Below are 13,673 nucleotides of genomic sequence, written 5' to 3'. Positions count from 1 at the left end.
CTCACCTCTTTTTAAACGATCCACCTTTAATGATAATTCATTGGAACAACTCCATCAATTGCTAAAGCATGTTTTTTCCGATTTAGCCGAAGCTAAAGGAAAAAGGAGGTCACATTTATGAAGAAACAACTGACAGCCGCGGTTCTCCTCAGCATGCTTTTAGGCGGGTGCGGCTTTCAATCAGGCATGAACCGGCAAGTGGATGAAGATTCTTCAAGTAAAACCATCCGCCTGTCTGATCGTCATGAAGGAAATAATTCCAACATGCCAGCAGCAGACACAAACAGAGCCGGATATGTTCGTTATCAGCGGCAGCAAGTAACAGATCAGAAAGAAAAAACACCTGCTTTAAATCGTGAGCATCTTGCCCACGTGATAACAAGTTTGGCCGTACAGCTGCCAAATATAAAAGATGCAGCCACACTTGTCACAGATGAGGATGCACTCATTGTGTATCGAACAGGGAACAAAAACCGAAATGAATCAGCCGATCAAGTGAAAAAAACAGCGGTATCTGTTCTCCCTCGTTATTATCACGTGTACGTCTCTGATAACCCAGAGCACTTTCAATCCATTGCCAATTTTTCACGTCTTCAAACCAATTCACGTGATTTTGATCAAATTTTAACCAAAACGATTCAACAAATGAAATACTCCCCTCAAGGCGGAGAAATTTCAACAAAAGAAGACGCCAATGGCATGACGAATTCCGATCGTACCATGAGACGAAACGCACCTTACGGCCAAAATTAACATGAGAAAAAACGCCAGAGAGCTCTGGCGTTTTCTTTGTTATGCTTGCGCCTGACGCTTCTTAGACGCTTCGTTTACTTGTTCGTCTGCATGGTATGAAGATCGAACCAGCGGCCCTGCTTCACAGTGGCTAAAGCCTTTTGACATCGCAATTTCCTTTAGCTCTGCAAACTCATCTGGATGGTAGTATTTTTGCACTTTTAAATGCTTTTTCGAAGGCTGTAAATACTGACCAATCGCCATGATGTCGACATTATTGGCAAGAAGATCATCCATGACTTCAATGATTTCTTCCTTCGTTTCACCGAGTCCAATCATAATGCTCGATTTCGTTGGAATGTCGGGTTGCATTTCTTTTGCACGACGCAAGAATTCTAATGAACGGTCGTATGTAGCCCGTGCACGAACCCTTGGCGTTAACCTGCGTACTGTTTCAATATTGTGATTTAAAATATCAGGGCGTGTATCCATTAACGTTTTCAAATTATCATAATTGCCACCCATGTCTGAAGGGAGAACTTCAATTGTTGTGAATGGACTTTTTCTTCTAATGGCACGAACAGTTTCAGCGAATACGCCTGCTCCGCCATCTTTTTGGTCATCCCTTGCAACCGCTGTTATCACCGCGTGCTTTAGGTTCATCAAAGCCACTGAATCTGCAACGCGTTCAGGCTCTTGCAAGTCTAACTCAGTTGGAAGTCCGGTTTTCACCGCACAGAAACGGCATGCGCGCGTACAAACTGATCCTAGGATCATAAATGTAGCGGTTCTTCTCACTGCCCAGCATTCGTGAATATTCGGACATTTCGCTTCCTCACAAACGGTATGCAGGTTGTTTTCCCGCATCATTTTTTTCAAACCGGTATAGTTTTCATTCGTATTCAGCTTAATTTTAAGCCAGTCCGGTTTTCTTACGTGCTCTTCCTTCTTTGCCAATTCCATCATCTCCATATGAATTCGTTAAAGGTGCATATACAAAAATCTTCCTGCTATATACGATGGATGCAGCCAGCAGCTGCAAAAAATTGAATCTTCGGCCTAAAGCCTTTTCTTTAGACACTTTAACATAGTACAGATTGAACAACAAGGGAATGAGCTTCAAAAATACCCATAAGCCTCCTAAAATAACTGAAGAAAATTACTAACATTTTCTTCTTATGAATTATAGCGATCTAACCACACTAAACGGTAGAAGATGATGCTCGAAGAAAGGAGATGGACGTTTGTGAAAGTCTTTTTAGCTATCATCATCGCTCTTTCAATGAATCCAATGCCAGTTCATGCACATGGGACAAACAAGCATACAGATGAACTGAAACAGCGAATGGCATTATACGAAAAGGTCGCCATCACAACACAGGTTCCTTGGTATGTACTTGCTGCCGTTGATCAATATGAACAGAATATACGAAAAAGCAGAAAAGATTTACCGAAACAAAAAGGCATCATTGGCATCTACATTCCCCGGGAAATGTGGATTGGACCAGAAAACCCAAATAAGCAGGACTCCTCTCCATTAAGCATCAAAGTGTTTGACGGCATTGGGCTTGATGGAAATGGAGATGGGAAAGCTGAAATTGATAACGATGAAGATGTCCTGTTCACATTTGCTCAATATTTGCTTCACTATGGCAGTAGCATCGACCAATTAAAAATTGCGTTATGGGACTATTATGGACGTGATCAAACTGTTGGAATCATTTCATCTTTTATGAAGCTATATAAGCACTACGGCCATCTTGACCTCGGAAAACATGCGTTTCCACTTCCAGTCGGAGCTGATTACAGCTACAGGAGTACATGGGGTGATGCGAGAGGCTTTGGAGGCAGAAGAATCCATGAAGGGACTGATTTATTTGCTCATTACGGTCTTCCTGTTCGGGCGACATCATATGGCGTGATTGAAATGAAAGGCTGGAACCGTTTTGGCGGCTGGCGGATAGGCATTCGAGATATTCATAATCATTATCATTATTTCGCTCACTTAAATGGCTTTGCAAAAGGGCTGAAAGCTGGGCAAATTGTGGAACCCGGGCAAGTTATTGGATCAGTTGGAAGCTCCGGTTACGGTCCTCCCGGCACAGCAGGAAAGTTCCCGCCACACTTACATTACGGCATGTATAAGGACAACGGACGAACTGAATGGTCGTTTGATCCTTACCCTCATTTAAGGGCATGGGAAAGAGCCGAGCGGAAACGTCGTTGAATAAAAGGAGAAGTTTAGCGGATTTCGCATGCTTCTCCTTTTGATTATTTATAAAAATTTCCCCGGAAACAATCAGGCTCAAGCAGTTACTACTTATGCTTCTCTTTCAATCCTAAAACTAAAAAAAGAATGCCCATGATTAAAAACAAGAGATATACAACTGTTACTTCCAGTGGAATCATGTCTAACATACCTCTAAATAAATCGACACTCACACTGTCACTCCTGGCTAATAATATCGATGCTGAAATATATTTAGCACTAAATACAATGGCAAACACCAAAAAACAACAACCACTCACATAAAGTTTCTTCATATAAATCCCCCTCACACATTCATTACAGACGATAGTCATTGAACAGCCAATCCTGCTATTGATGTCGTCAGAAATCAGTATACAAAATAGATGTACAATCCAAGAAAAGCGAGACACTGTAACGATTAAAATTGATCATGGCACAGTTTTCCATATGGAATCAAGTGGTTCATTAGGTGATTATTAACAAACTGTCGGCAATTGAATGCTTATACAACAATGCAGATTTGATGCAGGGACAAAACTTTCGTCATAAACATCCTTTCCTATATGGAATCAATCAAAAAAAAGCCCAATTCGTTCATTGGGCTTTCGTTCATTGGGCTTTTAATCTTCCTTCTCCTTTTTCTCTGGCAGAACAATCGATGGAGCACCCGAGTTCGTTCCGCTGCCATTATAATAATCTGGGACATCTCCTTGAACGGCTTGAATAGAGACAGGAACAGAATTTTTAACAACGATCGTTTCAGATGCAAACGGGATGATGACTCTCACCTTCACCTCAATGAGCACACTAATATCTATCAAGGCATTGTTAATGCCATATGGCTTGATGTTTTTTTCAACGTCCGTATGCGGATCACCAATGACACTAAATCGTACAGGTACTTTTGGCCCTAGGTTCGCAATGAGTGCGTTACCGGACACTTGACCGAGCGGAATATTATATATAATACCGTCATGTCCGTCTGTTTGATCTTTTAATGCTTCTTTTGCTTCCTTTTGAAAATTCCCCTTTTCAATCTCCTCTAGGTTTTTTTGAAGGTGACGTGACAGGTCAGCCATTGCTTTCGATGTTGCCTGCGCATTGAAGTCGATGGTTGTTACTTTTCCATTCTCACTTGTATTCATCACGACCATATCCTTCATATTCTTCTGATCATCTGCAAAATCCTGAACAGAATATTGGATGAGGTGATTGGCGATTCGTTCTGTTTCTAGTTCAGCAATGTGAATTAAGGTTGGTTTCATGGAACGATTGATGAAGAATAGGCTAATGACGGTTGAGAGCACAAAAAATAATATCGCAAGCAGCATGACATAACGAAATGGCAGAGGGCCCTTTTTGTAGGGGCGATAACGGCGGTTCATTCTCATTAAAAAATCCCCCCTTCTCCATTACAAGTGTATGCAGACAGGCGGGGGGATAGGAATCATCTCTCTATTTTATTTCACCATTTTTAATAATGCGTCTCTTCCAATTGTGCCAGCATGAATGCCGAGCGCCTCTGCGGCATAGGTTACAGATTCTAAAGGTGCATCGAGCAATTGCTCGATGGTTCTCACACCGACCGCTCTTCCTGCGATGATTCCTCTATCTGCCAGCTTTTCATTTAAGAGCCCGACATCAAGTGCACCGCACATAATATATCCATGCTCATTTGTCACTGCCATGAAATTGGTCTTTGGCAGTTTAACGGTGACGGCTGTAAAGGAATGGCCATCAATTGTAATCGGTGTTAAATTCACCATATCCCTTCACTCCCTTCATCACAATCTATGTGAAGGGAGGGCGGGTGTTGTTAGGCGGGTGCGGATTTCATCTTGCATCTTTCAGGCGCCAGCTTAGCACATCACGTAAAAATTCCGGCATGAAATATTCAATGTGTTCATGGTCACGTATATGAGGAAAAAGGGAACCGAGTGTATACATATCCACTGTGCCAACCGTATAGGACTCATCCTCTTTGATGAACTGACCGTTTACAAAGACATCCTTTACGCGTTTGGCTTCGCCTTCTTCTACTGTATAAGTGAGTCCGCTGTACAGCATTTTCCCCATGAGCTCACCTCTAAAGCCAAAGCCTTTGATGCGCAGCTGTTCTATTTTTTCTTCACAAGCACGAGAAACAGTTTCGATCAATTGCTTCCCGGTAAGCGTCACCCGAATCGGATTAATTGGATGCGGGCATATCCGGTGAATATCTTCTCTTGTGACGATACCCGCCTCTAATGAATCAAGCACCATGCCTGCATTCATCATGCCAATATCTGCTCCGCACCATTCTTTAATGGCATCTGTTAGGAGCTGGGGAAGCGGCGATTCATCGAACCACTTCGTTTCAAGCTTCGCTTTGATTGATGTTACTTCTTCCTGCATCAGTGCTTTGGCTCTTCTTTCTGCTTTCTGTAAGGTTGTGATGGCTTCTTCCGATTCACTGATGAGCTGATCGACTGATTGCACCGTCGCTTTTTTCTCTACGAGCTCCTTACTGGTTGTGTCAATGGTCAGCTCGACACAGCCAATATAATGTCCATATTTTTCAGCACATGCAAGGAGGACCCCATTGTCCATTTCACCCTGTTCTAACAGATGATGCGTGTGTGAACCTAAGATGATGTCGATGTCGGGGAAGATATCGGCTACCTCTCGATCATGGATGATGCCAAGATGGGAAAGAAGCACAATCACATCCGCTTGGCCTTTCACTTCGTGGAGCATGTCCCGTATGCTCTCAAACGGGTCTGTAATGTCCCACCCAAGCTTTTCATATACAGGTATATAAGCAATCGTCACCCCTAGGATGCCTATCTTCAGTCCATTTTCTAACGTGATTACATCATAGGGCTTAGCCCACGATGGTCTTTTGCCTTTTTCAAATAAATTAGATACAATCACTGGAAATTGCGCCTCTTCGTACAATTGATCCAGTTGATCATGAGGCAGTGTAATGCCTTCATTATTGCCAATCGTCACTCCATCATAGCCAAGCTGATTCAGAAGTTTAACGTTTACTTTTCCATAATCAGCTTCTGACACGAGGTTCACTCGGTCCATATGGTCACCAATATCAAATAAAAGCATCTGATCGTGAACTTGACGCTTTTCTTCAATATAAGCTGCGATTTTGGGCCAGTTCTCAAAGTGGCTGTGCAAGTCGTTTGTATGATATAACCATAGCTTTTGCAGCATGTTGATCTCTCCCTCAAGTTGTCACTGAACCGTCTCATTCACGTTGAAAGGCGCAGCTTTCTTTTAGCTAAATAAATCTAACTGCTTCGGGGATAAGCTTGAATACGTAATATCCAGCAAATCAATCATTTGCTGGCCATTCGTCGCTGCATCTCCGCCGGAGTTATTGTTAAATACGACATATACATCTTTCGATTGCTGATGCAGGATGTCGAGGTTCTTTTTCCATTCCTTTAATTCAGCTTCATTATATAAATATAAGTATCGAACTTCACGCCAGTTCTCATGATCTGCCGGATGAAGCCAGCCTTGTTTATTTCTTCCGTGAAAACGGACTAATGTTTTGTCACGATGTGTGGCTTGTATGACTGGCGGAATGGATCCTTCTCCGACTTGTGGTTCATCACAGACGGAATGAATCCAGCCTTCGGTCTCCATAAAGGACAGCGTTTGCTCATAAAATTCCTGTGAAAACCAAGTCCGATTTCGAAATTCGAGTGCACAAGGAATGTCACCCATCTTCTCCTTACACCATCTTAAATAGTGGACGTGCTCCTTTTTGCAATCAAACCATGGAGGAAATTGAAACAGAACCATGGCCAACTTCCCTTCACGAATGAGCGGAGTCAGTGAAAGAATAAATGCATCAAACATTTCATCTTTCGAAGCAAACGGAATTTCGCCTCTTTGATGTCCGGTCATTCCTTGGTAGGCTTTCACAATAAATTGGAAGGCGTCTGGTGTATCTTTTATCCATTTTTCATGGTTGCGCTCAGGCTGTACAGCATAAAAGCTTGCATCCAGCTCCACAATAGGAAAGGTTGATGCGTAGTGAAACAGCTTTTGAGCACTTCCTATTTTCGGCGGGTAAAGACTGTCATGATCTCCCCAGCCAGTTAATCCGATATAAATCATGTATCTCACCTCTTGCCACTAGCTGATATAAACGGCTTCCTTACTCAAAGCCTTTGTTGTTTCTTGGGATTCCCAGATTTCCGAAAGAAATTCTTCTGTGTACAACATATCATATTTACTTGTCATTCTGAATGAAGATGACTGCTGGCACGCGATTTTGTCATGCTGCCCTGTTTGTTTGTCATATTAAATGACAACTTTCTATCTAAAATGATTTTAGCTGATAACATAAAATGCATATCAGAGACTTTGACAGCCATTGTCCATTTTTTTATTCATCTTCACCAACAGCTTTGGTTCTAAATAAAGGAGATTGAGTGGATATGAACATTGCCGATCACCATGTGGAAGAATTGCAAAAAATGGCTCAAAGGATTCACAAGCCTGCCTATCTGATGAATCATCATGGACGTATCCTATACACCTCGCACAGCATAAACACAAACCCAGAATTGTTTCATGTGCTCCGCTTTTTTCAAAACACGACAAATCATTATTTTTCAATGATCCATTCAAAGCAAAGCTTTTCTGTCTTTCCTGTTTATATACACGAGCAAGCATGTGATTATTTAGTGATCCCTTCTTTCATCCATCCGCATGATCAAGAGCTGCATGCAGCAATTGAGCAAGCAGTGAATGCAATGTCCATTGCAAATATAAAACAGCATCTCACAAAGCAATTTACACAGCGTGCCAGAAATGAATGGTTTCGCAGATGGATGGAGGGGACCATTTCCTCCGGGCAAGATGTCGCCCGCCTTGCACAGATGTTTGGATTAGACGCAAAGATCTCCTATATATGTATCGCCTGTCAGCTCGATCAGCCTCATCACTTTACTTGTTTGATTGAACAGCAAATCGTTTTAGATCAAGTGTTTGATTTACTTGAAAGCACCATTTCGCACTGTCCATTTCCCGCCTTTCTTTTTGTGAAAGGAGATATCGGCATATTTTTGATAGAAGAGACAGGCAATTGGGCTGAATTAAGCGAATCAATCCGCTCTTTTTTGAAACAGATGCAGATGCTTATTAAACAGTATGTGCATCGCACCATTTCCTTTGGTGTGAGCTTAACTGGTTGTTTGATCAGCCATCTGCATGAGGGTTACAGTGAAGCAAGCGATGCACTTCAATCAGGCCACCTCTCATCACGGTCTGAATATATCCAGTTCTATCAGGCAAAGGATGTGTCAGATTTACTGAAGCTCATTCCAAGAAAGGATTTAACCACTTTCTATGAGTTGCACCTTCATCCATTATATGAACAATCACAAGCCGATCCAAGTCTTCTCCACACCTTATCTGTATATTTAGAAACGCATTGCCACATTTCAGAAACAGCCAAGCGTTTATGTGTGCATCGTAACACTGTGATTTATCGACTAGAGAAATGTGAAGAACTACTTCGCATCAGCCTAAAAGATCCTAATGCAACATTGCCGCTGCGCTTAGCCTTACGTATTCAAATGTACCTTTCATCCCATTCCAATTGAATCTTTTTATCTGATGCTTCATATATTTTGGAGGGGGAAAAGTGAAATACGAGGAGTGGTGACAAATGGATGAGGAGCTACGTCATATCCCGCAGCCGATTCGAGAAGATGGCGCCGGTGCAACTGATTTAGGCCCGCGAAACGTACTTCGAGATATGGAGAACCCAGATATGCTGGTTCCTCCTAAAACGGATGCGGGGACGATCCCTAATTTAAAATTTTCATATTCTGATACACATATGCATTTGAATCATGGCGGCTGGTCGCGGGAAATCACGGAGCGAGAGCTGCCTGTTTCAACAACTATTGCCGGTGTGAACATGCGGCTTACGCGCGGGGGCGTTCGTGAGCTTCATTGGCATAAGCAGGCGGAATGGGCGTATATGATTTTAGGGAAAGCCCGGATCACCTCTGTAGACGCAGAAGGGCGGAATATGATCGCTGATGTGGAAGAAGGAGATTTGTGGTATTTCCCGCCCGGTATCCCTCACTCGATCCAAGGTCTTGAGGATGGCTGTGAGTTTCTTCTTGTTTTTGATGATGGCACTTTTTCTGAATTTGATACGTTCACCATCACAGACTGGTTTGCTCATACACCAAAAGACATTCTCTCCGCCAATTTCGGCGTTCCAGTCAAGCTGTTTGACCGCATTCCGAATCAGCAGCGCTATATGTTTCAAGGCTCTCCGCCGGCATCTTTGGAAAGCCAAACGGTTCCTGATCCATACGGCAGGATAAAGCCGCCATTTACGCACCAGCTTCTTCGCCAAAAACCAATCGTGACCTCTGGCGGAACGGTGCGAATCGTTGATTCACGCAATTTTCCAGTTTCTAAAACCATTGCCGCTGCGCTTGTCGAGGTAAAACCTGGGGGCATGAGAGAAATGCACTGGCACCCTAATAATGATGAGTGGCAATACTATTTAACCGGTTCAGCCAAAATGACAGTTTTCGGAGCGGGCGGTACAGCTCGCACCTTTAATTACAGAGCAGGTGATGTCGGCTATGTTCCTTTTGGAATGGGGCACTACATACAAAATATCGGCCACACAAGCCTTTGGTTTCTAGAAATATTTAAAAGTGACCAATTTGCAGATATTTCATTGAACCAATGGATGGCCTTAACCCCTCCTCAATTAGTGAAGGAGCATTTACATGTAGATGATGCATTAATTCGTGCTCTGCATAAAGAAAAATCACCTGTCGTGAAGTATGAGCGATGAGGCTGATAATAAAAAACCGATCAATCCGTGCTGATCGGTTTTTTTCATTAAGAAACGGCATGAGAATGCGGCTGACTATTTTTTGCCCATAGGATAGAAGCAATGAAACTTAAACAGAGCACCAGTGTCCCAAACATAAAAGGAAACTCAATATTCACATCAAATAAAATACCTGCAAGACTCGGCCCGACGATATTGGCAAGGCTCATAAAGGATGTATTGAGACCGCCTGCCACCCCTTGCTGATTCCCAGCCAGTTTCGATAGCAAAGTATTGAGAGCTGGGCGAACAAATGAGGTAGCTGATAAAAATAAAATCGAGCCTGTAAAGATCAGCCAAAAAGAGGGGGCAAAGCGGCATACGATCAGCATAAAAGCCGCCCCCAGCAGCGCATAACGCACCACACGCATCTCGCCAAATCGTTTCACAAAGATATTCACTAAGGCACCTTGAACAATCACACCAGCAAGCCCAGCCGCCGTAATCACAAACGCAATATCCTTTGGTGTAAAGGCATGTTTTTGGTCCACATATAACCCAAAGATCGATTCAAAATGGATAATCCCAAAATTCAGGACAAAGGCCAATATAAACAAAAAGCCGTATGATGTCTTTAAAGCTTGAATCATTTGTGTAAAAGGATTGAAGTAAAGCTCTTTGTTCCTCCTTGCTTCTTCCTGCTTTTCCTTTGTTAAGGTTTCAGGCAAGAACATGAAGGATAGCAGAGTCGAAAGGGCTGCAAAAGAGCCTGCGATGAGAAAAGGAAAAGAAATCCCAAACTCTACCAAATAACCGCCCACGCCCGGTCCAATGACAAAACCTAGTGTCATCGCTGCACTAAAAAGCCCCATTCCTTTCCCTCGGTCCTTTTCACTTGTGATATCCGCAATGTATGCAAACATGGCCGGCATCAGCAGCGCACCGGCAGCCCCGCCTAAAAACCGAGACAAAAATAACATCCAAAGCTGATCGGCAAAAGCAAATATAAATTGTGCAATCGCAAAGCCGGCAATTCCGGCAATGATCCATTTTCTGCGGCCAAATCGATCGGTCAACGCACCTGCGACCGGTGATAATACAAATTGCGTGAGGCCGGTTGCAGCAACGAGAAAACCAAGTGTTTTCCCAGTCGCACCAAAGGCTTCAATATAACTTGGCATCACTGGAACAATGAGGCCAAAGCCGAGCATGGCAATAAAAATATTCAGCATCAAAATGTATAATCTGCCCATCTTTTTCATATCAAAAAAACCTCTTTCTGCAAAATAAATGAAGATAATGACAAAAATGATAAGAACTTCTTCAGTATGCGATATCATGGCCTATAAGTCTAGTTTTTCAAAAAAGAGTGTTTTTCCTAAATAAAAAATACCCGCAGATGGCGAGTATTTTGAGTATCCCTTTACTTATTCAGCTTGTTCATAGAATGAAAGAGCCGCCTGCAGTCCCGCTCCGCATGTAATGGCTGCACCGTATTTCATCAGTATGGCTTCAAGCCCTGCTAAAACAAACAAAACATTTTCCTTTCGGCAGCTATAGCCCATTGTGCCGATTCTCCATATACGTCCTGCAAGGGGTCCAAATGAACTCGCAATCTCAATCCCAAAATGATGGAGCAGATCGGCACGCACCGCTTCTCCGTCAATACCACTTGGAATGACAATGCACGTCACTACTGGCATTTTACAATCTGGATCCCCAAATAATTCAAGCCCCATCGCTTCAAGACCTTTCATTAAAGCTTGTTCATGAAACAAGTGACGCTGAAAACGTTCCTCTAGACCTTCTTCCAGTACAAGACGAACCCCTTCTCTCAGTGCATAAAGCATCGTTGTCGCTTCTGTATGGTGATTTAACCGCCTCGGGCTCCAATAATCTTGGAGCTGGCTTAGATCAAAATAATTGCTTTTGATAGGAGACATATCTATCTGCTCTTGCAGTTCGTCCTCTGTAGCAATCCCTCTTTCTACTTTCTTTCTCGATTCAATAACAGCCGCCACCCGGTCATTATAGGTGATCGGCGACATGCCTGATGGAACAGACAAGCATTTCTGCGTGCCCCCAATGGCCGCATCAATCTTCCAGTCATCTACCTTCACCTCGACACCGCCTATTGTTGCCACAGCATCTACAATAAAAAGCGCATCAAGTGCTCGGCACGCTTCACCCATTTTCTCAAGCGGCTGCAATCTCCCTGTAGATGTTTCACCGTGAACCAATGCAACGATTTTAGGCTTGACCTGGTGCATTTCAGCAATGATGTCATCTTGTTCAAAAACCGTTCCCCATTCACATTCCATTGTATGTACCTCAGCACCGTAGCGCTGTCCTATTTCCATCAGCAAATGACCGAAGCGTCCAAAGATAGGAACAAGCATCACATCTCCTGGCTCGATCACACTGGCAAGAACAGCTTCAAGCCCTGAACGTGACGTACCATCAATCGGATACGCCCATTTATTTTCTGTTTGAAAGAGTGATCGTAATAAGATCATCGTTTCATTCATGATCTCTGTAAATGCAGGGTCAAATTGACCAAGAATCGGTGTGCTCATGACCCTTAGCACTCTCGGGTCTACTTCAACAGGTCCTGGTGTCATAATCGTTCTCGAAGGTGTTTGCAGTTCTTTCATGCGATCCATCCTCTCCCTTGCTGCCCTCTTTATATGCCCACTTATACAGCAATACGTCTAAAATAGCAATCTCTTTTCTCACACATTGATTACATAAAATTTACGATCAATCCATTTATTTCTTTATGGCAATATGATAGAAATAAAGAGACGACATTCTCGATTAAGGAGGAAATAGAATGAAAAGAAAATTATTTGGTCCTGTAGCCGCCGGCATGATGATGTTCGGCATATTTGCCGCCCCTCTGCCTCCACCTGCGCATGCTCAAAGCTTCTCCCTACATGAACCTAGCCAAGCGATCACCTTTTCCCCGTTACAGCTTCAAACCGAAACATCTGCACAACAAACGCAAACAGCCGCCACAAGTCAAATTGATTCCTATTACCAGTCTGCTGCTGGCAAATCAGGGCCCGCTCTTAAGAAAGCTTTACACGATATAATTGATGATCATACGCAGCTATCCTACAGTGATGTATGGGATGCGTTAAAGACAACAGATGAAGATCCAAATAATGCAAACAATGTGCTTTTGCTTTATAGCGGGATCTCACGCTCAAAGCAAGCCAATGGCGGGAATGTCGGTCAATGGAACAGGGAGCATGTCTGGGCAAAGTCTCATGGCAATTTTGGGACAAGTAAGGGACCTGGAACAGATCTCCATCATCTTCGTGCAACAGATGTGCAAACGAATAGCACACGTGGAAATTTAGATTTTGACATCGGCGGAAATGAATATAAAGGCGCACCAGGAAACTTCTATGATAATGACTCCTTTGAACCACACAACCGAGTGAAAGGGGATGTGGCGAGAATGCTCTTTTATATGGCGGTACGATATGAAGGCGATGACAGCTTTCCAGATTTAGAATTGAACAACAATGTGAATAATGGAAGCGCCCCTCTGCACGGCAAAATGTCCATTCTTTTGAAATGGCACAAGCAAGATCCAGTCGATCAAATCGAGCGGAATCGCAACGAGATCATCTATCAAACGTATCAGCACAACCGCAACCCTTTCATCGATCATCCTGAATGGGCAAGCGATATTTGGGAGTAAAACGAAAAGGCACTGCTAAGAACAAGCAGTGCCTCAGCGTGTAGACAAACCCTCGCATTCGGTGTCAGTCCTGCGCGCCGGTGCTCACGAATGTCAAATTCGCTCCGCTCCGGTACTCGTCCTTCCTAGACTGCAAAGGTTTTCAGGTCACGCTGGAAAGA

General features: G+C 43.3%; 13 protein-coding genes. 5 read left to right on the top strand and 8 right to left on the bottom strand.

All coding sequences use genetic code 11. The features are described from left to right. The first annotated feature begins 117 nt into the window (after positions 1–117). Entirely contained in the window at positions 118–753 is a 636-nt protein-coding gene (locus BK049_RS12505; protein WP_071168654.1) for a YhcN/YlaJ family sporulation lipoprotein, read from the top strand. Positions 754–792: 39 nt separating this feature from the next. Here BK049_RS12505 and lipA read toward each other — a convergent pair whose 3' ends face one another. Next, positions 793–1,689, bottom strand: a complete 897-nt coding sequence (lipA, locus tag BK049_RS12500) for a lipoyl synthase (RefSeq protein WP_008360456.1) — start codon at positions 1,687–1,689, stop codon at positions 793–795. A 325-nt stretch (positions 1,690–2,014) separates the two neighbouring features. Between lipA and BK049_RS12490 the strand changes: the two genes are divergently transcribed. Continuing rightward, complete coding sequence (locus BK049_RS12490) at positions 2,015–2,959, top strand: M23 family metallopeptidase (protein WP_232532147.1); 945 nt, start codon at positions 2,015–2,017, stop codon at positions 2,957–2,959. An 89-nt stretch (positions 2,960–3,048) separates the two neighbouring features. On the opposite strand, the gene BK049_RS12485 is transcribed toward BK049_RS12490, so the two are convergent. The 5 genes from BK049_RS12485 to BK049_RS12465 all read right to left on the bottom strand — a co-directional run bounded on the left by BK049_RS12485 (position 3,049) and on the right by BK049_RS12465 (position 7,105). Beyond that, a complete protein-coding gene (locus BK049_RS12485) occupies positions 3,049–3,276 on the bottom strand; it encodes a hypothetical protein (protein WP_008360462.1) in 228 nt (75 codons plus the stop codon). A 327-nt stretch (positions 3,277–3,603) separates the two neighbouring features. After that, positions 3,604–4,374, bottom strand: a complete 771-nt coding sequence (yunB, locus tag BK049_RS12480) for a sporulation protein YunB (RefSeq protein ID WP_008360464.1) — start codon at positions 4,372–4,374, stop codon at positions 3,604–3,606. A 69-nt stretch (positions 4,375–4,443) separates the two neighbouring features. Then, positions 4,444–4,749 (bottom strand): YunC family protein, encoded by a 306-nt coding sequence (locus BK049_RS12475; protein ID WP_008360466.1) that lies wholly within the window; start codon positions 4,747–4,749, stop codon positions 4,444–4,446. A 67-nt stretch (positions 4,750–4,816) separates the two neighbouring features. Continuing rightward, entirely contained in the window at positions 4,817–6,190 is a 1,374-nt protein-coding gene (locus tag BK049_RS12470; RefSeq protein WP_071168652.1) for a bifunctional metallophosphatase/5'-nucleotidase, read from the bottom strand. A 63-nt stretch (positions 6,191–6,253) separates the two neighbouring features. Continuing rightward, a complete protein-coding gene (locus BK049_RS12465; protein WP_071168651.1) occupies positions 6,254–7,105 on the bottom strand; it encodes a DUF72 domain-containing protein in 852 nt (283 codons plus the stop codon). Positions 7,106–7,428: 323 nt separating this feature from the next. On the opposite strand from BK049_RS12465, the gene BK049_RS12460 reads away from it, so the two are divergent. Both BK049_RS12460 and BK049_RS12455 read left to right on the top strand, forming a co-directional pair. Further along, a complete protein-coding gene (locus BK049_RS12460; protein ID WP_071168650.1) occupies positions 7,429–8,598 on the top strand; it encodes a PucR family transcriptional regulator in 1,170 nt (389 codons plus the stop codon). Between the two features lie 65 nt (positions 8,599–8,663). Then, positions 8,664–9,821 (top strand): oxalate decarboxylase family bicupin, encoded by a 1,158-nt coding sequence (locus tag BK049_RS12455; protein WP_071168649.1) that lies wholly within the window; start codon positions 8,664–8,666, stop codon positions 9,819–9,821. Positions 9,822–9,868: 47 nt separating this feature from the next. On the opposite strand, the gene BK049_RS12450 is transcribed toward BK049_RS12455, so the two are convergent. Beyond that, positions 9,869–11,140, bottom strand: a complete 1,272-nt coding sequence (locus tag BK049_RS12450; RefSeq protein ID WP_483294851.1) for an MFS transporter — start codon at positions 11,138–11,140, stop codon at positions 9,869–9,871. An 87-nt stretch (positions 11,141–11,227) separates the two neighbouring features. Next, a complete protein-coding gene (locus BK049_RS12445) occupies positions 11,228–12,463 on the bottom strand; it encodes a pyridoxal-phosphate-dependent aminotransferase family protein (protein WP_034739629.1) in 1,236 nt (411 codons plus the stop codon). A 170-nt stretch (positions 12,464–12,633) separates the two neighbouring features. Here BK049_RS12445 and BK049_RS12440 point away from each other — a divergent pair, with 170 nt between their 5' ends. Further along, positions 12,634–13,512: an endonuclease I family protein gene (locus BK049_RS12440; protein WP_008360483.1), complete on the top strand. Its 879-nt coding sequence runs from the start codon at positions 12,634–12,636 to the stop codon at positions 13,510–13,512. Positions 13,513–13,673 lie beyond the last annotated feature (161 nt).

It is taken from the genome of Bacillus xiamenensis (genome assembly GCF_001857925.1).
In the GTDB taxonomy this organism is placed as follows: Bacteria; Bacillota; Bacilli; order Bacillales; family Bacillaceae; genus Bacillus; species Bacillus xiamenensis.
This window is presented reverse-complemented; position numbering and strand designations above follow the sequence as displayed.